Here is a 19,577-nt window from a genome sequence, read left to right on the forward strand (position 1 = left end):
CGTGCTGAAGGCGCTGCTCGGACCGGTGCTTTTCGCCGCTTCGGCGGCGGCACCGGCCGAGCCGCCGCCCATGGTCGAAGGCCTCTACGAAATCCGCCAGATGGAGATGGCGGGTGGGCTGGAGCTAAATCCCGACGGACGCTTCCGCTACGCGCTGGAATATGGCGCCGCGTCCGAGCAGGGCGAAGGCAAGTGGCGGATGCTCGGCGACACTGTGGTCCTGACAAGCGACCCGATGCCCAAAGCGCCGGCGTTCGAGCTCGTGAAGGACGAGCCCGCGCCCGCCGGCGAGCTATGGGTGGTGCTCGCGCCTCCGGGCTTCGGCAATTTCACGACCGACCTGCGGATGTTGGTGACCATGAAGGACGGGAAGGTCGAACCGGCCGAGGCCGAGGGTGATGGGCACGTTCCCGTCGACAGCGCTAGAGTGGCGGCAATCCAGCCGGTCGTGCCGATTTACGGCGACGTGTCCTCGCCAATCCCTGTTTCAGGCGGCGGCGGGCATCGTCTGACCGTTCGCTTCGTGCCGAATGACCTGGGCAAGGTGCGCTTTCAGGATGAGCAGCTGAGCCGGGACGGCGATCAGCTCATCCTCTATCGCTACGATGCGAAAATCGCCTTCAAGCCAGTCCGCCACTAACTAGCGCCCGAGCACCTCACGGCGCAGTTCTTGCGCTCGCAACGGTCCGCGCCCCGCCTCCGCTTCGTGGATCAGGCGGACGATAGCGCCATTGATCGGGGCATCGACGCCAAGCTTCTCGGCCAGATGGACAAGCTCACCGTTGATATATTCGATCTCGGTCTTTCGGCCCGCCGCGAGATCGTCGTTCATCGACGAACGCGCCTTCTCGTCGATCTTCCAGCTCCGCAGGAAGACGTTCTTGAACAGCCAGTTCGGCGATCCGATCACCGTCGGGAGCAGGCCCGGCGAGACGGCCGCGATCTTGGCCGGCGAAATCCCCGCTCTCTTGAGAAGGGCCAGCGCCTCGCGCTGGGAAGCGGCGACGACCAGCCGGTAATCCCGCTCCGCGAACTCGCCGAGCAAGGTCTTGCCCGACAGCGCATTGACCGCATTGTTGAGGTTGATGAGCAGCTTGCCCCAGGCGACGCCGGTCATGTCTTCGGAAAGCTTCAGCGCAGCGCGCCCATCACCGACCGTTGCAGCCAATGCGCGGATGTCGGGGCGGTCCTCCGCATAAAGCGCGCCGGCGACGCCTTTGTGAAAGCGCCCCTCGCCCAAATAAGCGACGTTGAACTGCACGATGCCGCGCGCGACCTGCAGGCGCTGCCCCAACTTCCGACGCAGGACGTCCAGATTGCTGATGCCGTTCTGGAAGCTGATGACGAGCGCACTGTCACGGGCATGGCGCGCGATCTGCTCGGCCGCTTCCTCGGTCGCCCCGCTTTTCACGGTCAGCGCGATGATGTCGGCTTCGGCCAGAACGGCCGGATCGGTCCGGTAATCCACCGAGTCGAGGCGCCTCTGCCATCCTGTGAAGTCGGCGAGCGAGAGGCCGTGCTCGGCGATTTCTGCCGCAAAGCTCTGACGGCCCAAAAAGCTGACTGGCACTCCGGCCGCCTGCCAACAGCCGCCGACGAAACAGCCGACCGATCCGGCGCCATGAATGACGACTTTAGCCGCGGCCACGATAGGGTTGCACGCCCTGGTCCGGCAGCCACAGCCCCTCGGGCGGCGTTCCGCTCTGCCAGAAGACGTCGATCGGCATGCCGCCGCGCGGGTACCAATAGCCGCCGATCCGGAGCCACCGCGGCTTCATCTCCTCGACAAGCCGCTGGCCGATTCCCACCGTGACGTCCTCGTGGAAGCCGCAGTGATTGCGAAAGGAGCCGAGGAATAGCTTTAAGCTCTTGCTCTCGACGATGGTCTCGCCGGGCGCATAGTCGATGACCAGATGTGCGAAGTCCGGCTGGCCGGTCACTGGGCAGAGCGACGTGAATTCGGGCGCGGCGAAGCGGACGAGGTAAAGCGTATCGGGCCGCGGGTTCGGCACATAGTCGAGCCGCGCTTCTTCCGGCGACGCTGGCAAGGCGCTGGGCTTGCCGAGGTGCGTAGTCTCCATCGGGCGGCCAGCTAGCAGACGTAAGACTTCACGCCTATCCTTGCGCGCGATGGACGATCTGGTCTCCACCGCCTGGCTGGCCCAAAACCTGGCCGCGCGCGACATCGTACCCGTCGACTGCAGCTGGTTTATGCCCTCATCGGGCCGCAGCGGACGCGGGGAGTTTCAGCAGTCCCACATCCCGGGAGCGCGCTTCCTGGACATCGACGAACTCAGCGAGAAGCAGAACCCCGCGCCGCACATGCTGCCGTCGGCCGAGGACTTCGGAGTCGCGATGACAAAGCTGGGTGTCGCGCACGACGATCGCATCGTCGTCTATGACAACAGCCCGCTGCGCACCGCGGCCCGAGGCTGGTTCATGCTGCGCCATTTCGGCGCCGATCGGGTCGCCATCCTCGATGGCGGATTCCAGAAATGGTTGGCCGAGAACCGGCCGACGGAGAGCGGAAAGCCCGAACCCCGCGAAGCCCGCTTCGATGCGGCGGCCAAACCCGCGAATGTGGTCGGCAAGAATGAGATCCTGTCCGGTCTAGGCGTCCCGCTGGTCGACGCGCGAGGACGTCCGCGCTTCGAGGGGGCCGAGGAGGATCCGCGTCCAGGCGTCGAGCCTGGTCACATGCCCGGCGCGCGCAACCTGCCCTATGCCGAGATCTATAACCCTGACGGGACGTTCAAGCCGCGGGAGGAGATTCGAAAGCTCTTCTTCGCCGCGGGCGCAGACGTCGATCGACCTTTCGTCGCGACCTGCGGGTCTGGCGTGACCGCCAACTCATTGATTTTCGCGGCGCGCTTGCTCGGGAACCGCGACACGCGTTTGTATGACGGAAGCTGGAGCGAGTGGGGCTCCGACCCTTCGACCCCGAAGGTGAAGGGCGCAGCCTAGCGGCGCAGAAGCTCGTCGAGGTTGGCGAGGCCTTCACGAATCGCGTCGGCGACCAAGTCCACCGCAATCGGATGCGGCTCCTGGCCTTCGTTGCGCACGTTCACGACGGCATCGAGGCCCGCCGCAGCGGCTCCCACAATCCGCTCCGACCGGTGATCGAAGCAGCGGCGGGTGCTTTCGCTCGCAAAATCCAGGCCCAGGAAGTCTTCCTCGTCGCACGCTGGGCCATGCCCGTGCGGCTCGAGAAGGCGCAGAGCGCGCTTCAGTCCGGCAACGCGCGCGGCAAGCTCGCCGCACTCGATCGTCGCTTCGCCAGCGGCTTCGATGGAGAGGATCTGGAACATGGCCGCAGCTTGCCGCGGCCATGGTCAAGAAAGTGTGAAGACCCTTAGGCGCCTTGCTGAGCGTCGATGTCGCGCAGGATCCAGCCGCGTTGCGGGATCGTCTCGATGAACTCGGCCCCGCCCGAAGCGCTGCGCAGCTTCTTGCGCAGCTTCGAAATAAAGACGTCGATGATCTTCGGCTGTGGCTGGTCGTCGGCCCGGCGGTAGAGATGCTTCAACAGCATCGCGCGGGTGACGACATTGTTGCGCGCGAAGGCCAGCAGCTCCAGCACGCGATATTCCATCTCGGTGATGCCGATCGGATGGCCATCGATGCGAATGAGGCGCTGGACCTGGTCGACCGACAGGCGGCCGCCGCAGAGCGTCTCCGGCATCTCGCCGCCCGAAGCCTTCAGCGATGCGAGCAGGCGGGATGCCGCTTCCTCGCTGTCCTCCGGCGACACGCGGCGCGGGGACCCGATGATGGCCTGCTGGATCTCGCCCATCAGCTGCTGCGCCTCTTCGACGAGGCGCGAGCCCTCCTCGAAGCGGCGACGCGACCGCTCGAGCATGGACTCGATTTCCACGAGGCGTGCGGAAAGTGTTTCTTCAGCCATTATTTGCCCACCCCGCTCGTTGTAGGCCTACTGAGGCACCGACGCCGATGCCACCTGACCGTCCGCTTCCGGAGCGTTCAGGATCGTCATCGTCACCGGGCCCTTGTCGACCACGCGCGTATCAGGATCGCCGGCGGTCGAGCGCGCGCCGATCTGGGTACGGTCGCGGCCGGCCTTTTCCAGCATGTTCATTTCGCTCGAGCTGCGCGGAGCGGGTCCGCCGAAGAGAGCGTCGATCGCCTGCTGCTGAGCGTCCTGCGGGTTCAACGCGGCAGTGCCGGCGACCGGAGGAGTCAGCGAATAGTCCGGCGGAATCACCAGCGGCGCGTTGCGCGCGACCTGGAACTCATCCGGCGTGGCGCGCTTGCCGAATGCCGCGCACCCGCCAAGAGCGAGAGCAGGAATCAGCGCCAGCGAAACCAATTTACGCATGTTCGGCATTCTCCTTGGGGCGCTCCTTGGCGAGGAAGGCCCGCAGTAACAGTATGACGACGCCAATGCTAATGGCAGCGTCGCCGACATTGAAGATTAAAAACGGACGGAAGTCGCCGAAGTGCAAGTCGGCGAAGTCGACGACGTAGCCGTGGCGGGTGCGGTCGAGGATGTTCCCGAGCGCTCCGCCGAGGACGAGGCCGAGCGCGACCTGGTCGACGCGAAGCTTCTCCCGGACGATCCAAATGGCCACGCCGATGGCGATCGCACTCGTCATCAGGACCAGCATCCAGCGGCCGAGCGCGTTGTGCGCGTTGAACAGGCCGAGTGAGATGCCGTAATTCTCGGTGTAGGTGAACTGGAAGAAGGGCAGCAGATAAACCTGCCCGACCTCGCGCAGGTTCAGCGGCCCGGTCACGAACCACTTAACCGCCTGATCGAGAAGGAACACCAACAGGGCGACCCCGAAGCCCCAGGAACGGTCACGCATTCACGACATCCTCGCAGCGGCCGCAGAGCGTGCCGTCTTCCTCGACTTCCGGCAGGTAGCGCCAGCAGCGCCCGCACTTGTGATGATCGGTCTTCTCGACGCTCAGTGCTTCGCCGCCGTGAACTGTCGACGTGATGAACAGCTCGGCCAGCTGATCCGGCGTTGCGAGCAGTTCGGGAACGGTGACCTCGGCCTCGAGGCTTGAACCGATGATCTTTTCACGGCGCAGCGGCTCGATGGTCTCGGTGACTTGGGCGCGAAGCTCCCGCAGCTTGGCCCAGCGGCCGTCATCGGCGGGCACGTCAGGGATCTGCGGCCATTCGAGCAGATGCACCGAGCCGCCGTCGGGGTAGCGCGTACCCCAGACTTCCTCGGTCGTGAACACGAGCACCGGCGCAAGCCAGCGCACGAGCGCCTGGAACATCTCGTCCAGCACCGTTCGGTAGGCGCGCCGCTTCTCGGTCTGGAAGCCTGACTCCGCATTCACCTCGCAGTAGAGGACGTCCTTGCGGATATCGAAGTAAAAGGCCGACAGATCGTTGTTGGCGAAATCGGACAGCAGCCGCGTGTAGCTGTTGAAGTCGAAGTCGTTGACCGCGTGGCGCAGCTTCTTGTCCAGCTCCGCGGTCAGGTGGAGCATGTAGAGCTCCAGCTCCGGCATGGCTTCGATGCCGACCTTCTCCTCCTCGCGGAAGTCGGCGAGCGCGCCAAGCAGGTAGCGGAAGGTGTTGCGGAGCTTGCGGTATTGGTCCGCGACGCCGGCGAGGATCTCCTTGCCGATGCGATGGTCCTCGGTGAAGTCGACCGACAGCGCCCACAGCCGAAGGATGTCGGCGCCATGCTCCTTCATCAGGTCGATGGGGCTGATGGTATTGCCGAGGCTCTTCGACATCTTGAGGCCCTTGGCGTCCATCGTGAAGCCATGGGTCAGGACCGCGTCGAACGGCGCCCGGCCGCGCGTTCCGCAGCTTTCGAGAAGGGAGGACTGGAACCAGCCGCGATGCTGGTCGCTGCCTTCGAGGTAGAGGTCGGCCGGCCAGCGCTGCTCCAGCCAGCGGCCGCTTTCCAGCACGAAGGCGTGGGTCGAGCCGCTGTCGAACCAGACGTCGAGGATGTCGGCGACCATCTCGTAATCGTCGGGGTTGCGGTTGCCGAGGAAAGCGGCAGCGTTCTCCGGATCCCAGGCGTCGACGCCCTGCTCGCGGATGGCCGCGACGATGCGCCGGTTCACGTCATGGTCGACGAGGAGCTGGCCGGTCTTGCGCTCGACGAACAATGCGATCGGCACGCCCCAGGCGCGCTGGCGGCTGAGCACCCAGTCGGGGCGCTGCTCGACCATCGAGCCGATGCGGTTGCGGCCCTTCTCGGGCACAAAGCGGGTCTGGGCGATGGCGTTCAGCGCGAGCTGGCGGAGCGTCGCGCCCTGAGTCTCGTCAACCGGGTCGGCGCCGCCTTCATTGTCCCAGCGCTGCTCTGCGCGCGTTTCGGGAGAGAAGTGCGTGAGCGGCTTGTCCATCGCAACGAACCATTGCGGCGTGCAGCGGTAGATGACCTTGGCCTTCGACCGCCAGCTGTGCGGATAGCTGTGCAGGAAGTCCGCGCTCGCCGCCAGCAAAGCGCCGGCGTCGCGCAGGTCGGTGCAGATCGGCCCATCCGGCGCATTGAACTTGTTGTTGATGACGCTGCCCTGCCCGCCGAGCCACAGCCAGTCGGGGCGGTAGAAGCCTGCACCGTCGACCGCGAACACCGGGTCGATGCCGTTCGCCTTGCACAGCTCGAAATCGTCCTCGCCATGGTCCGGCGCCATGTGGACGAGGCCCGTACCCTGATCGGTGGTGACGAAGTCGCCCGGCAGGAACGGCCGCGGCTTGGCGAAGAAGCCGCCGAGCTTGTGCATCGGGTGACGCGCGACGGTGCCGGCGAGGTCGGAGCCTTTCAGATGCCGAACGGGCTGCAGATGAACGAGCCCGCTGCGCTCCTTAAACGCGCCGACCAACGGCTCCGCGGCAAGGACGTGGAAGCCTTCGCCCGAGAGCAGCACGTATTCAACGTCCGACCCGTAAGCGATGCCTTGGTTGACCGGAATCGTCCAAGGCGTGGTCGTCCAGATTACCGCATGGGCGCCGACCAGCTCCGGGATCGGACTCTCAACAATCTCGAACGCCACGTCGATCTGGGTCGAGGTGATGTCCTCATATTCGATCTCGGCTTCGGCCAGCGCGGTCTTCTCGACCGGCGACCACATGACCGGCTTCGCGCCGCGATAGATCTGGCCGCTCTCGGCGAACTTCATCAGCTCGGCGACGATCGTCGCTTCCGCCTGGAAGTCCATCGTCAAGTACGGATGATCCCAGTCGCCGCCGATGCCGAGCCGCTTCAACTGCTCGCGCTGCGTGTCGACCCAGTGCTGGGCATAGGCGCGGCACTCGGCCCGGAACTCCTTGACCGGCACCTCGTCCTTGTTGAGCTTCTTCTTGCGATACTGCTCCTCGACCTTCCATTCGATCGGAAGACCGTGGCAGTCCCAGCCGGGCACGTACGGCGCGTCCTTGCCCAGGAGCGTCTGGGTGCGGACGACCATGTCCTTGAGGATGTGGTTCAGCGCATGGCCGATATGCATGTCGCCATTGGCGTACGGCGGGCCATCGTGAAGGATGAACTTCTCGCGGCCTTCGCGGCTGCGGCGTACCTGCTGGTAGATGTCGCCTTCCAGCCAGCGGGCGAGGATCGCCGGCTCCTTCTGCGGCAGGCCGGCCTTCATGGGGAAGTCGGTCTTGGGCAGGAAGACGGTCGAGCGGTAATCCCGCTTCAGTTCGGTGGTGTCGGGGCTGTCGGCCATTTGGTGCGGGGCCTTAACGGCCGCTCATGAGATTGCAAACTGGGGCTTAGTCGAGCGCGAGAAGGTGTCGGGCCCTCGCCTCGTCATCCTTCATATGGGCAACGAGCCCCTGAATGTCACCAAACCTCTTTTCTTCACGGATGTAAGCGTGGAGGCCGACCTCGATCTTGCGACCGTAAAGGTCGCCGTCGAAGTCCAAGATATGGGTCTCCAGCAGTTCCACGGGAGGCTCGAAAGTCGGACGGATGCCGAGGCTGGCGACGCCGGGCACCTCGCGTCCGTCGTCCAGCCTCACCCGCACCGCGTAGATGCCGTACTTGGCGCGCTGATAATCGCCCAGCACCAGGTTAGCTGTCGGATAGCCGAGTTCCCGCCCGCGCTGGTCGCCGCGCTGGACCACGCCTTCAATCGCGAAGTCGCGGGTGAGCAAATGGGTCGCCCTCGCGACGTCTCCCGCCTCCAGCGCATCGCGGATGCGGCCGGAGGAAATCCGCTCCCCTTCGTAGAGGACCGGGCACACCGCCTCGGCAGTGATGCCGTGCCGAGCGCCGAGCTCACGCATCATCTCGATGCTGCCGGTCCGGCCCTTGCCGAAGGTGAAGTCGTCGCCCGTGACGACCCCCGCCGCGCCGATCCGGCCTGCGAGGATCTCCGTGACGAACTTCTCTGCGCTGGTCGCGGCGAGATCCGGGCCGAACTCGAAAACGAGCATCGCATCGGCGCCGGCGTGTGCGAACAGCTCTTGCCGCTGATCGAGGGTCGTCAGCCGAAAGGGCGGAACATCCGGCTTGAAGTAACGGACAGGGTGGGGATCGAACGTCGCGACGATCACCGGCCGGCGCATGTGGAAGCCGAGCGCGATCGCCCTGCTCACGACGGCCTGATGGCCGAGGTGGAAGCCGTCGAAATTGCCGAGCGCGAGCACCGCGCCGCGGAGCGCTTCCGGAATGGGCTGATCGTGGTGAAGCCGCTGCATTGGCCGTGGTCCTATCGCAAATCAGTGCGTGGGCAAGTGCCGCCGCAGCAGGCGATATTCGTGCCAGGCCAGCGCGATGACGAAGGCATCGAGGATCGACAGCAGGACGAGGCCGATGTCGTGCGTATAGTTATAGCGGTAGAGCTGGTAGGCGATGAAGGCGGTGAAGACGACGAAGCACGCGGGATAGGCCCACAGCTTTTCGCGCAGCAGGCCGATGACGACCGCGAGCTTCACGACGCCGTGCGTCACCAGATACAGCCCGTAGAAGTGCTGGGTCTCCAGCGAGAAGCTCTGGGCGAATTCAAGCACATGGCTAGCGACCCAGTCATGCCGGTCCTGCATCATCTCGTCGGTCGAGAAGCGATTGAGGAAGGTGATGATGGCCGCGTGCGTGACCACCAGCAGGCCGATTCCGCTCGCAATCTCGACGAGGGCGTAGAAGCCCTTGAGGCCGACGCTCAGCACGAACAGCCGGTGGATACGCTTTTCTTTCATGGAAGGCCCCGGCTACACGCGCGAAGGCTTGACTTGAAGAGAGTCAAATCCTATTTCGCAGCTATCCCGATCCACCGGTTCCGGCGGCGCACTTGTGCGCGCGTCGGTTTTTCGTTTGGAACGGGGCTTAACAAGCGACGAGATGGGCGTGGGGTCAAGCGTGGGAATTTCCCTCTGCAAAATTCCACACCTGTGGAGCTGAAGAAGGAAACAGAATGGCACGCATCGCCGGCGTCAATATCCCGACTAACAAGCGCGTCGAAATCGCGCTGACCTACATCCACGGCATTGGCCGCACCACGGCCAAGGGAATCACGGCCAAGCTTGGGATCACTCCCGAGCGCCGGGTCCAGGACCTGACCGATCAGGAAGTCCTGCACATCCGCGAAGCGATCGACCGCGACCTCACCGTCGAGGGCGACCTCCGCCGCGAGACCGCGATGAACATCAAGCGGCTCATGGACCTGGCCTGCTACCGTGGCCTGCGCCACCGCAAGGGCCTTCCGGTCCGCGGCCAGCGCACGCACACGAATGCGCGCACCCGCAAGGGCAAGGCCAAGCCGATCGCTGGCAAGAAGAAGTAATCGCAGCAGCGATCGTCCGGGGGACGGTTGCGCCGCATTACTCCGCCGGATGGCGAGTTGAGCAAGGCGCGACGCCCCAGCACGACTTTTGAAGGGATGTAGAATTAAATGGCCCAAGCACCGCAGCGCCTCCGCCGCAGGGAGCGCAAGAACATCACGGCCGGCGTCGCTCACGTAAACGCCAGCTTCAACAACACCATGATCACCATCACCGACGCGCAGGGCAATGCGATTGCCTGGTCCAGCGCGGGCATGATGGGCTTCAAGGGCAGCCGCAAGTCGACGCCGTACGCGGCGCAGGTCGCCGCTGAAGACGCGGGCAAGAAAGCCGCCGAGCACGGCGTCCGCACCCTCGAGGTCGAAGTGAAGGGTCCGGGCTCGGGCCGCGAGAGCGCTCTTCGCGCCCTGCAGGCCGTGGGCTTCACCATCACCTCGATCCGCGACGTGACGCCGATCCCGCACAACGGCGTGCGGCCGAGCAAGCGCCGCCGCGTCTAACGACGTGGCGCCGCCGCCGCCGGGAAGTCATCCGGCGGCAGTTTGAAATTTTCGGGCGGGACCCCACCTCCCCCGCCCAGGGCTAGGGAAGAAACATGGCCGTCAACGCGAAAAATTGGCAGGAACTGAAGAAGCCGAACGCTCTCGAGCGTAAGCAGGGCGCGGGCGATTCCCGCCGCCGCGCCGTTTTCGTCGCCGAACCGCTGGAGCGCGGCTTCGGAATGACGCTCGGCAACTCGCTGCGCCGGGTGCTTCTGTCGTCGCTTCAGGGCGCTGCCGTCACCTCGATCAAGATCGAAGGCGTGCTGCACGAGTTCAGCTCGCTTGCGGGCGTCCGCGAGGACGTGACCGACATCGTCCTGAACGTGAAGCAAATCGCTCTGCGGATGGAAGGCGAAGGCCCGAAGCGGCTCAGCCTCTCGGCGACGGGTCCGGCGGAAATCACCGCGGGCATGATCCAGACGTCGGGCGACATCGAAGTCACCAACCCCGACCTCGTGATCTGCCACCTCGACGATGGCGCGACGCTCAACATGGAGCTGACCGCCGACATCGGTAAGGGCTACGTCCCGGCCGCGGCGAACCGTCCGGCCGACGCTCCGATCGGCCTCATCCCGGTCGACGCTTTGTACTCGCCGGTCCGCCAGGTGGCGTACAAGGTCGAGAACACCCGCGTCGGCCAGGAACTGGACTACGACAAGCTGACGCTGACCGTCGAAACCGACGGCACGGTCGCTCCGGAAGACGCGCTGGCCTATGCGGCGCGCATCCTCCAGGACCAGCTGCAGCTGTTCGTCCACTTCGACGAGGGCCAGGTCCGCGCCGCCGCGCCGGTCACGGCCGGCATCGCCGTCCCGTCCGCGACGGAGACCCCGACGGATACCAACCAGCTCAACCGTTACCTTCTCAAGAAGGTCGACGAGCTGGAGCTGTCGGTCCGCAGCGCGAACTGCCTGAAGAACGACAACATCATCTACATCGGCGACCTGGTCCAGAAGACCGAGGCCGAGATGCTCCGCACGCCGAACTTCGGCCGCAAGAGCCTCAACGAGATCAAGGAAGTCCTTGCCTCGATGGGCCTGCGCCTCGGCATGGACATCCCCGGCTGGCCGCCGGAGAACATCGAAGAGATGGCGAAGAAGCTCGAGCAGGAAATGCTCGGCTAAGCTTCTGGCAAGTCACGAAAGATGGAAGGGCCGTCCCGCTGGGGCGGCCCTTTTCTTTTGTGCCCGGGCCCCGTCCCGCCCGAATGGCACGTCATCGCTAACATATGAGTGAATGGTAGCGCCCGGTGCTGCCGGACGTTCACTAAGTCCCCCATTTCAGGGATTTAGGAGTTTCCAAATGCACAAGTTCATTACGGCAACGCTGGCCGGAACGGCGCTCATTGCCGTCCCGGCGATCGCACAGCATGCCGGCCACGGATCCGCTTCGGGGCCGCCGACGGCATCGTCCGGACAGGGCCATAGCTCGACGAGCATGGGGCAAGGCCACAGCAGCACGACGACCATGCAGCCGAGTACTACGCAGCCCACGGACACGACGACCATGGGCACGACCACCCGCGACCAGGCGCGTTCGGAGAGCCGGGGCCCAAACAATGCGTCGCCGACCGGCGTCTCCCACGCGAACGAGAATAGTGTGCTTGCAGGCGGCTCCGTGGCCGCTGACACGCTGCCGGGCCTAACGACGGGACTGAACGTTCAGTCGAGCAGCGGCACGACCCTCGGCACGGTGAGCCAAGTGATCACCGGCTCCAATGGGTCCATCCGCATGGTCGTCGTGACGACCCCCACCGGCCAGACGGTTCGGCTTCCGGCCAATTCGCTGAGCATTTCGGGAGACGTCGTGACCACGAGCACGACCACGCCGTAAGCTTTCCCACGGCAGACAAAGGAGGGCCGTCCCACTGGGGCGGCCCTTTCCATTTATGCTATGCGGCACCGGACGGAGGGGAATTGGACATGGCAGAACGTTTCGAACGGCATAAGCAGCCGTGGAAGCCTGAGGAGTTGGCGAAGCTGCGGACGCTGGCCGCCAAGGGCATGGCGCTGAAGGCGATCGCTAAGGCGCTCACTCGTAGCGAGGAATCGGTGAAGCAGCGGGCCAAGGAAGACGGCCTGAAGATCGCGAGGCTGCGCTAGTCACGCGCGGCCAGCGCGGCGAGCTCCTTCACGAACTTGGCCGCGACCACTGCCGTCATGCCGTTGATGTCGCGCGTCGGATTATATTCGACAACGTCCGCGCCGACGATCGACCCCTGGAGCCGATGGAGGACCGAGAGGATGTCGCGAACCGACAGCCCGCCCGGTTCATGGTGTGACACGCCGGGAGCGAATGCGGGATCGAGCGCGTCCATATCGATGCTGACGTAGAGCGGGCCTTCCGGAATCGGCACCGCCGCGGGTGCAAAGTCCCGCATCTCGACCACTTCAACGCCAAAGCGCGCCGCCTGCTCACGGCAATGGCCGTTCAGGGTCCGGATGCCCACCTGCACGAGACGGGTAGCTAGGGCGCGTTCCATGATCCGTGCGAATGGCGAAGCGTGACTGAGCGGATCGCCTTCGAAATCGTCGTAGAGATCGGGATGGGCATCGAAGTGCAGGATGTTCACGGGGCCGTGCACTTCGGCGACGCCGGCCACGATCGGGTAGGTGACCATATGATCGCCACCCAGGAAGATAGTCCCCGCTCCGCCCTTTGAGGCTTCCTCGGCTCCTTCGCGGATGCGGTCGAAGTCGCCGCCAGTTTCGTCGAGCGGCAGATTGCCCAGATCCTTCAACGCCAAGTCGACCCCGATCTCGATGCCCGACTCAGTCGCAAGATTGCTGTGTTCCGACGCGAGCGCGGCGCGAATGGCTTCAGGCGCCAGCGCCGGCCCTCTCAGGAATGAGGAGTGGGAGTCCGTTGGCAGTCCCAACAGGCGAACCTTCTTCAACTCTGCCTCCTCCACCTTGCAAGCGTCAGGCCGTTGCGGGCCCGCGACGATTCAACTGATTCGTGTAATCGCCCCGCCGCATAAATCCTGTTACGGGCCCTCAACGTCGAGATACGATTCCGAAGCGTCTACACGGCCCTGTTACCTGCCCGACTGTCGGTTCCAATCAAGACGACGGCGCCGGCCCCGTCGGCCGGCATCGCACGAGGCCGACTCACCCCCCGGCCTGTCGCGGGAGGCACGCAATGCCATTCATCACGACCAAAGACGGCACCAATATTTTCTACAAGGACTGGGGCCCCAAGGACGCCCAGCCGATCGTCTTCCATCATGGCTGGCCGCTAAGCGCCGACGACTGGGATGCCCAGCTGCTCTACTTCCACGACAAGGGTTTTCGCGTCATCGCGCACGACCGCCGCGGACATGGCCGTTCGGACCAGACGGACCATGGGAATGAGATGGACACGTACGCTTCGGATGTCACGGACCTGGTCGCGGCACTCAATCTCAAGAATGCGATCCACGTGGGTCATTCTACCGGAGGAGGAGAAGTCGCACGCTACGTCGCTAGGGCTGAGCCCGGCCGCGTCGCCAAAGCCGTGCTGGTCGATGCCGTACCCCCGGTAATGATCAAGAAGGAGTCGAATCCTGGTGGCACGCCCATCGAAGTGTTCGACGGCTTCCGGGCGGCCTTGGCAAACAATCGCGCTCAGCTTTATCTCGATATCCCGACGGGTCCGTTTTACGGCTTCAACCGCCCGGGCGCGGTCGTGTCTGAAGGCTTGATCCGCAACTGGTGGCGACAGGGCATGATGGGCAGTGCCAAGGCCGGGTACGAATGCATCAAAGCCTTTTCCGAAACGGACTTCACCGAGGACCTCACCAAGATCGACGTACCGGTGCTGGTGGTTCACGGCGACGATGACCAGATCGTGCCCTATGCCGATTCTGCGCCGCTCACGGTCAAGCTGCTGAAGAATGGCACGCTGAAGACCTACAAGGGGCTGCCGCACGGACTGCCATCAACACATCCGGAAATCCTTAATCCGGACATCCTGGCCTTCATCCGCGACGAGCATTTCGGCGCGGATGTTGACGAGACCCCTACACTGATCGTCGAGCCCCTTCCGGCCTGATGAGCGACAGTAGTCAGCAGGAGCTGATCGCCACGCGCGGGGCGCAGATGTTCCCGCGCCTGTCGGACGAAGAGCTTGCGCGGCTCTCCAAATTTGGGGAGCCGCGCAGCTTCCGTGCGGGCGAGATGGTGGCGCAGGTCGGCGCCGTCGGGCCCGGCCTGATGCTCATCATGTCGGGCGAGGTCGAGGTCACCCAGCACGATCACAAGGCCGCTGGCTCGCATATCGTCACGCACGAGCGCGGCAACTTCATGGGCGAATTGGCTCAGCTGTCCGGACGGCCACAATTGGTGGACGCCAAGGCGCTGAGCGACGTCGAAGGCGTAGCGATTTCGCCCGACCGTCTTCGCGCCCTCCTGATCGCCGAGGCGGATTTGGGCGAGCGGATCATGCGCGCCCTGATCCTGCGCCGGATGGGGCTGATTGCCTCAGGCGCGGGGCCGGTCATCATCGGCGACGAAGGCAATGCGGACGTTCTGCGCCTGGTCAATTTCCTGCGCCGCAACGGCCATCCGTATCAGCGCCTCGATCCAGTTCACGACAATTGCGCGCGCACCCTGGTCGAGAAATTCCAGGTGACGGCCGGCGAACTGCCCATCGTCCTGTGCACGGATGGCAAGCTGATCCGGAACCCAAGCGAGCACCAGCTTGCGCGTTGCGTAGGGCTGCTCGGCCCGATCGATCCGGACAAGGTCTATGACGTCGTGGTCGTGGGCTCAGGCCCCGCGGGGCTGGCGACCGCCGTCTACGCCGGTTCGGAAGGGCTTTCCGTTCTCGCCATCGATTGCCGCTCCTTCGGCGGACAGGCGGGAGCGTCGGCGCGGATCGAGAACTATCTAGGGTTCCCGACCGGCATTTCCGGCATGGCTCTGATGGGCCGCGCCTTCAGCCAGTCGCAGAAGTTCGGGGTCGAAATCGCCATCCCCGACGAAGCCGTGAAGCTCGAATGCGGCAACGACCCGTGCCACCTGCAGCTGGGGACGGGAGAACGCATCCAAGCCCGCGCCGTCGTTCTGGCGACCGGCGCGCGGTACCGGCGTCTTGGCGTCGAGCGGCTAGACGAGTTCGAGGGAACGTCGGTTCATTACTGGGCCTCGCCGCTTGAAGCCGACCTTTGCGCGGGACATGATGTCGCTTTGGTGGGCGGCGGTAATAGCGCGGGCCAGGCCACCGTGTTTCTCGCCGGTCGAGCAAAGCACGTGACGGTCCTCGCGCGGCGGCCGCTGAGCGAGACGATGTCGCAATATCTGATCGAGCGGATCGAGAGCCTTTCTAACGTCGATGTCGTGATCGGCTGCGAGATCAGCGAGCTCACCGGGTCGGATGGAGCGCTCGAGAGCATCCGCTGGCGCGAGCGGTCGACAGGCGCAGAGGTGGCGCGCCCCGCGCGCTATCTCTTCTCCTTCATTGGTGCCGAGCCGAACACGGACTGGTTGGCGGGAACGGGTATCAAGCTTGACGAGCGGGGCTTCGTCCTGACCGATGCAAACGCGGGTGAAGACAGGTTGCCGCTGGAGACGAGCCGAAGCGGAATCTTCGCCGTGGGCGACGTACGCTCCGGGTCAGTAAAGCGCGTCGCAGCCTCGGTCGGGGACGGCGCGGCCGTCGTTGCGTCGATCCATCGCTACCTCGCGCGGGAACCGGCTCAGCCGGTCATCCAGCAGCCGAACCTGATCCCCGCTCAGTAGGGGTCAGGCCCCCGTCTGAACGCAGAGAACGTCGGCGAGGACGGGCTGGCCCTTGGCCATCTCGACCATTTGGTGCGCCGAGCCCTGCCAGCCCCGCGAGCGGCAGAACTCGTCGGCCCGCGCCGATCCGGCGTCCGGAGTGCCGCCCGGCACAGCGATGCGATTGCCGTTCTCGACGGGAGCGACGAAATATTCGCTGGCGACGCCGCGAAGTGACTGCTCGGTGAGCGTTCCCGGCGGTAGCACCGTCCCGCGCTTGGCGACGGCCATCCCGCCCGGCCGCGCGGAGCGGACACTGAGCGCAATCGTCGGCTCGGACTTGTTGAGCGTCTTGCAGCCAGTGAAGGTATTGCCGTTGCAGAAGTCCCAGGCCTTGCCCTCGGGCAGCTTCACACTCTTCACCACAAAGGGGATCTTTAGGTCCTTGGTCGGGCCGTGGATCGTTCGGCTGGAGCCCTGAAAATTGCCCTTGCTGTAGAGGACAGCCTCGTTGGTCTCGTCCTGGGCGGAAGCGGTGGAAGCAAGCAGGCCCGCGAAGACAGCCGCACCGACGATCGACTTCCGCAACATGTGCATTCCCCCCTGTTGGACGCACGAACCTTGGATGAACAGTGTCGGGCAAACAAGCGCCAAAGGTGGCTCAGCCCCAAGTCGCCGCGTCGTCAGGAAAGCCGTCGCGCTGGACCCGGACGACACAAAAGCGCTGACCCGAGGGCGCACGCATCACGACCCAGCGCTCCATGCGCTTGTCGACCGTGGCGCCGAGCTTTTCCAGCCGTGCGATCTCCGCGGGAATGTCGTCGGTCTCGATATCGACGTGGATACGGCTTTCATGGTCGACGCGCTGGATCTGCACAGCAATTTCGCCGGGACGGTCCTCCAGCATGACGTAGTTGCCGCGCGTGCCCGGATGATCGCGATTGATCGGCCGTCCTAGCGCTTCGGCCCAGAAGCGCGCTGCGGCGTCGATATCCTCGACGTTGCAGTCGATCAGAATGCCGTTGATGCGCGACCGGTGCACTTCGTCTACTCCGTTCCCGAGTGAAGGGTCCACCTGTCCCCCGGACAGGCGGCTGCCTTCACTCCCACTCGATCGTGCCCGGCGGCTTCGACGTATAGTCGTAGACCACGCGGTTGATGCCCTGCACTTCGTTGACGATGCGGGTCGCGACGCGGCTCAGGAAGGCGGCGTCGAACGGGTAGATGTCGGCGGTCATGCCGTCGACCGAAGTGACCGCCCGGAGCGCGCAGACGTAATCGTAAGTGCGGAAGTCACCCATCACGCCGACGGTGCGGACCGGAAGCAGGACCGCGAACGCCTGCCAGATGGCGTCGTAGAGGCCGGCATTGCGGATCTCCTCGAGGTAGATCGTGTCCGCTTTGCGGAGGATGTCGCACTTCTCCTTCGTCACCTCGCCGGGGATGCGGATGGCAAGACCCGGGCCGGGGAACGGGTGGCGGCCGACGAAAGCCTCGGGCAGACCAAGCTCGCGGCCAAGCTCGCGGACCTCATCCTTGAACAACTCGCGGAGCGGCTCGACCAGCTTCATGTTCATCCGCTCGGGAAGGCCGCCGACATTGTGGTGGCTCTTGATCGTGACGCTCGGACCGCCGGTGAAGCTGACACTCTCGATGACGTCGGGGTAGAGCGTGCCTTGAGCAAGGAAGTCGGCGCCGCCGATCTTCTTCGCTTCCGCCTCGAAAACGTTGATGAACTCGGCGCCGATGAACTTGCGCTTCTTTTCGGGGTCGCTGACGCCGTGCAAGCCGCCAAGGAAGTCGCGGCTGGCGTCCACGTGGACGAGCGGGATGTTGTAGCTGTTGCGGAACAGGGAGACGACCTGCTCCGCCTCCCCTGCCCGCATCAGGCCGTGGTCGACGAACACGCAGGTCAGCTGCTCGCCCACCGCCTCATGGATGAGAACCGCAGCGACCGCGCTGTCGACGCCGCCGGACAGGCCGCAAATGACGCGGCCGTTGCCGACCTGCTCGCGGATGTCGGCGATCTTGGCCTCGCGGAAGCTGGCCATCGTCCAGTCGCCCGAGCAGCCGCAGACGTGCCGCACGAAGTTCGCCAGCAGCTTCCCACCGTCGGGGGTATGCACGACCTCCGGGTGGAACATCAGCGAATAGCGCTTCGCCTCTTCGTTGGTGGCGATCGCGAACGGCGCACCCTCGGAGCGGGCTACGACCTCGAAGCCGGGAGCGAGCTCGTCGACGCGATCGCCGTGGCTCATCCAGACCTGGTGCTTCTCTCCGACGTGCCACAGCCCATCGAACAATGCGGACGGCGAGACGATCTCGATGAAGGCGCGTCCGAATTCCTTCTGGTCGGACGTGACGACCCTGCCCCCGAGCTGCTGGTGAAGTGTCTGCTGGCCGTAGCAGATGCCGAGCAGCGGAAGGCCGCTGTCGAACATGACCTGGGGAGCGCGCGGGCTTTCCGCATCGATCACCGAGGCTGGGCCGCCGGAGAAGATGATCCCCTTCGGGTTCAGGCGGTGAAACGCCTCCTCGGCTGCGTTGAACGGGGCGATTTCGGAATAGACGCCGGCTTCGCGGATGCGGCGCGCGATGAGCTGCGTCACCTGGCTGCCGAAGTCGACGATGAGGATGGATTCGGTGGGCTGGACCGTCATGGCGAGCCGATAGGGACCAAGGCCGCGCGAGTAAAGTTAAGCCGTTGCTTAACTGTCTTGCAATGCCTGTCGCACGGAGATACTTAAGTGCATGCTTAACGATTCGAGCACTCTTGATCGCACCTTTCAGGCGCTGGCGGATCCGGTCCGGCGCGGGATGCTCGCACGCCTCAGCCGCGGCCCGGCTTCCGTGTCAGAGCTCGCGCGCCCGCTCCCGATCAGCCTTCCGGCCGTCATGCAGCATCTGAAGTCGCTCGAAGAGAGCGGCCTCGTGCGCTCGGAGAAGAAGGGCCGGGTGCGCACGGTGCAGCTCGAGGCGAACACTCTGTCCGCCGCCGAGAGCTGGATCGCCGAGCGGCGCAGCGAATGGGAAGCGCAGCTCGACCGGTTCGAGACCTATCTTTCAACCCTGAAGAACGATGGAGAAACGCAGTGACCAATGAGAATGACCTGGTCCTGGAACGCACGCTCGACGCTCCGATCGACCTGGTCTGGGCCGCCTACACCGACCCGGAACATCTCAAGCAGTGGTTCGCGCCGAAGCCGTACCAGATCACGGAATGCGAACTCGATCTTCGTCCGGGCGGCATCTTCCGCATCCGGATGGTCGGACCGGACAATTTCGATACCGGCCACGGCACGGCCGGCTGCGTGCTGGAAGTCGACAATGGCAAGAAGCTGGCCTGGACCAGCGCGCTGGGGCCCGGATACCGGCCTAACGAGATGGGCGAGGGATGCGAATCCTTTCCGATGACGGCCATCGTCACTTTCGAGGACGCCGGCAACGGCAAGACCGCCTATCGCGCTGTCGCCCTGCACAAGGACGCAAAGGACAAGGAAGCGCACGAGCAAATGGGCTTCCACGACGGCTGGGGCACCGTGGCGGGCCAGCTCGAGCAATATGCGAAGACGCTCCGGGTCAACGCCTGACAAAGAAATGCGCCGGGACCTTTCG

24 protein-coding genes are annotated in these 19,577 nt (G+C 64.7%); 11 read left to right on the forward strand and 13 right to left on the reverse strand.

Annotated elements, in window-relative coordinates; all coding sequences use genetic code 11:
- Position 1: 1 nt before the first annotated feature.
- Positions 2 to 640 carry a hypothetical protein gene (locus tag LZ016_RS09295; protein WP_241447096.1) on the forward strand — a complete coding sequence of 213 codons (639 nt, stop codon included), beginning with the start codon at positions 2 to 4 and terminating at the stop codon, positions 638 to 640.
- Here LZ016_RS09295 and LZ016_RS09300 read toward each other — a convergent pair whose 3' ends face one another.
- Positions 641 to 1,648: a 2-dehydropantoate 2-reductase gene (locus LZ016_RS09300; protein ID WP_241447097.1), complete on the reverse strand. Its 1,008-nt coding sequence runs from the start codon at positions 1,646 to 1,648 to the stop codon at positions 641 to 643. It lies immediately after the preceding gene.
- Positions 1,635 to 2,081: a preQ(1) synthase gene (queF, locus tag LZ016_RS09305; RefSeq protein ID WP_241447098.1), complete on the reverse strand. Its 447-nt coding sequence runs from the start codon at positions 2,079 to 2,081 to the stop codon at positions 1,635 to 1,637. The genes LZ016_RS09300 and queF overlap by 14 nt, the downstream gene beginning before the upstream one ends.
- Before the next feature lie 49 nt (positions 2,082 to 2,130).
- Between queF and LZ016_RS09310 the strand changes: the two genes are divergently transcribed.
- Positions 2,131 to 2,964, forward strand: coding sequence for a sulfurtransferase (locus LZ016_RS09310; RefSeq protein WP_241447099.1), 834 nt, complete (start codon positions 2,131 to 2,133; stop codon positions 2,962 to 2,964).
- On the opposite strand, the gene LZ016_RS09315 is transcribed toward LZ016_RS09310, so the two are convergent.
- From LZ016_RS09315 to LZ016_RS09345, 7 genes are read right to left on the reverse strand one after another with little or no spacing between them, the layout of a single operon-like run.
- The gene (locus LZ016_RS09315; RefSeq protein WP_241447100.1) at positions 2,961 to 3,308 is read right to left on the reverse strand and encodes a hypothetical protein; all 348 of its coding nucleotides are present in this window, start codon (positions 3,306 to 3,308) and stop codon (positions 2,961 to 2,963) included. The genes LZ016_RS09310 and LZ016_RS09315 overlap by 4 nt on opposite strands.
- A 44-nt stretch (positions 3,309 to 3,352) precedes the next feature.
- Positions 3,353 to 3,904 carry a winged helix-turn-helix domain-containing protein gene (locus LZ016_RS09320; RefSeq protein ID WP_241447101.1) on the reverse strand — a complete coding sequence of 184 codons (552 nt, stop codon included), beginning with the start codon at positions 3,902 to 3,904 and terminating at the stop codon, positions 3,353 to 3,355.
- Positions 3,905 to 3,931: 27 nt separating this feature from the next.
- Entirely contained in the window at positions 3,932 to 4,336 is a 405-nt protein-coding gene (locus LZ016_RS09325) for a DUF3035 domain-containing protein (RefSeq protein ID WP_241447102.1), read from the reverse strand.
- Positions 4,329 to 4,826 carry a signal peptidase II gene (gene lspA / locus LZ016_RS09330; protein ID WP_241447103.1) on the reverse strand — a complete coding sequence of 166 codons (498 nt, stop codon included), beginning with the start codon at positions 4,824 to 4,826 and terminating at the stop codon, positions 4,329 to 4,331. Before lspA ends, LZ016_RS09325 begins: the two co-directional genes overlap by 8 nt.
- A complete protein-coding gene (gene ileS, locus LZ016_RS09335; protein ID WP_241447104.1) occupies positions 4,819 to 7,665 on the reverse strand; it encodes an isoleucine--tRNA ligase in 2,847 nt (948 codons plus the stop codon). The genes lspA and ileS overlap by 8 nt, the downstream gene beginning before the upstream one ends.
- A 46-nt stretch (positions 7,666 to 7,711) precedes the next feature.
- Positions 7,712 to 8,641 carry a bifunctional riboflavin kinase/FAD synthetase gene (locus LZ016_RS09340; protein ID WP_241447105.1) on the reverse strand — a complete coding sequence of 310 codons (930 nt, stop codon included), beginning with the start codon at positions 8,639 to 8,641 and terminating at the stop codon, positions 7,712 to 7,714.
- A 21-nt stretch (positions 8,642 to 8,662) separates the two neighbouring features.
- On the reverse strand, positions 8,663 to 9,139 hold the full coding sequence (locus LZ016_RS09345) for a DUF2127 domain-containing protein (RefSeq protein WP_241447106.1): 477 nt from the start codon (positions 9,137 to 9,139) through the stop codon (positions 8,663 to 8,665).
- Positions 9,140 to 9,354: 215 nt separating this feature from the next.
- Here LZ016_RS09345 and rpsM point away from each other — a divergent pair, with 215 nt between their 5' ends.
- From rpsM to LZ016_RS09370, 5 genes are all read left to right on the forward strand, one after another.
- Positions 9,355 to 9,723: a 30S ribosomal protein S13 gene (rpsM, locus tag LZ016_RS09350; protein ID WP_241447107.1), complete on the forward strand. Its 369-nt coding sequence runs from the start codon at positions 9,355 to 9,357 to the stop codon at positions 9,721 to 9,723.
- A gap of 108 nt (positions 9,724 to 9,831) precedes the next feature.
- Positions 9,832 to 10,221, forward strand: a complete 390-nt coding sequence (rpsK, locus tag LZ016_RS09355) for a 30S ribosomal protein S11 (protein ID WP_241447108.1) — start codon at positions 9,832 to 9,834, stop codon at positions 10,219 to 10,221.
- 95 nt (positions 10,222 to 10,316) lie between these two features.
- Positions 10,317 to 11,387 (forward strand): DNA-directed RNA polymerase subunit alpha, encoded by a 1,071-nt coding sequence (locus tag LZ016_RS09360; RefSeq protein WP_241447109.1) that lies wholly within the window; start codon positions 10,317 to 10,319, stop codon positions 11,385 to 11,387.
- A gap of 178 nt (positions 11,388 to 11,565) precedes the next feature.
- Positions 11,566 to 12,096 (forward strand): PRC-barrel domain-containing protein, encoded by a 531-nt coding sequence (locus LZ016_RS09365; RefSeq protein ID WP_241447110.1) that lies wholly within the window; start codon positions 11,566 to 11,568, stop codon positions 12,094 to 12,096.
- A gap of 89 nt (positions 12,097 to 12,185) precedes the next feature.
- On the forward strand, positions 12,186 to 12,365 hold the full coding sequence (locus LZ016_RS09370; protein ID WP_241447111.1) for a hypothetical protein: 180 nt from the start codon (positions 12,186 to 12,188) through the stop codon (positions 12,363 to 12,365).
- Here LZ016_RS09370 and speB read toward each other — a convergent pair.
- Positions 12,362 to 13,174: an agmatinase gene (gene speB / locus LZ016_RS09375; protein WP_366512898.1), complete on the reverse strand. Its 813-nt coding sequence runs from the start codon at positions 13,172 to 13,174 to the stop codon at positions 12,362 to 12,364. The genes LZ016_RS09370 and speB overlap by 4 nt on opposite strands.
- A 230-nt stretch (positions 13,175 to 13,404) precedes the next feature.
- Here speB and LZ016_RS09380 point away from each other — a divergent pair, with 230 nt between their 5' ends.
- On the forward strand, positions 13,405 to 14,295 hold the full coding sequence (locus tag LZ016_RS09380) for an alpha/beta fold hydrolase (protein WP_241447113.1): 891 nt from the start codon (positions 13,405 to 13,407) through the stop codon (positions 14,293 to 14,295).
- Positions 14,295 to 15,983, forward strand: a complete 1,689-nt coding sequence (locus LZ016_RS09385) for an FAD-dependent oxidoreductase (RefSeq protein WP_241447114.1) — start codon at positions 14,295 to 14,297, stop codon at positions 15,981 to 15,983. The genes LZ016_RS09380 and LZ016_RS09385 overlap by 1 nt, the downstream gene beginning before the upstream one ends.
- A gap of 3 nt (positions 15,984 to 15,986) precedes the next feature.
- On the opposite strand, the gene LZ016_RS09390 is transcribed toward LZ016_RS09385, so the two are convergent.
- The 3 genes from LZ016_RS09390 to guaA all read right to left on the reverse strand — a co-directional run bounded on the left by LZ016_RS09390 (position 15,987) and on the right by guaA (position 18,622).
- Positions 15,987 to 16,553: a hypothetical protein gene (locus LZ016_RS09390; RefSeq protein ID WP_241447115.1), complete on the reverse strand. Its 567-nt coding sequence runs from the start codon at positions 16,551 to 16,553 to the stop codon at positions 15,987 to 15,989.
- 70 nt (positions 16,554 to 16,623) lie between these two features.
- A complete protein-coding gene (locus LZ016_RS09395) occupies positions 16,624 to 17,004 on the reverse strand; it encodes a VOC family protein (RefSeq protein WP_241447116.1) in 381 nt (126 codons plus the stop codon).
- A gap of 58 nt (positions 17,005 to 17,062) precedes the next feature.
- Positions 17,063 to 18,622 (reverse strand): glutamine-hydrolyzing GMP synthase, encoded by a 1,560-nt coding sequence (guaA, locus tag LZ016_RS09400; protein ID WP_241447117.1) that lies wholly within the window; start codon positions 18,620 to 18,622, stop codon positions 17,063 to 17,065.
- A 91-nt stretch (positions 18,623 to 18,713) separates the two neighbouring features.
- Here guaA and LZ016_RS09405 point away from each other — a divergent pair, with 91 nt between their 5' ends.
- Together LZ016_RS09405 and LZ016_RS09410 are read left to right on the forward strand one after the other, a co-directional pair.
- Positions 18,714 to 19,058, forward strand: a complete 345-nt coding sequence (locus tag LZ016_RS09405) for an ArsR/SmtB family transcription factor (protein ID WP_241447118.1) — start codon at positions 18,714 to 18,716, stop codon at positions 19,056 to 19,058.
- Positions 19,055 to 19,552: an SRPBCC family protein gene (locus LZ016_RS09410; protein WP_241447119.1), complete on the forward strand. Its 498-nt coding sequence runs from the start codon at positions 19,055 to 19,057 to the stop codon at positions 19,550 to 19,552. Before LZ016_RS09405 ends, LZ016_RS09410 begins: the two co-directional genes overlap by 4 nt.
- The last annotated feature ends 25 nt before the right edge of the window (positions 19,553 to 19,577 follow it).

The organism is Sphingomonas telluris (assembly GCF_022568775.1).
In the GTDB taxonomy this organism is placed as follows: Bacteria; Pseudomonadota; Alphaproteobacteria; order Sphingomonadales; family Sphingomonadaceae; genus Sphingomicrobium; species Sphingomicrobium telluris.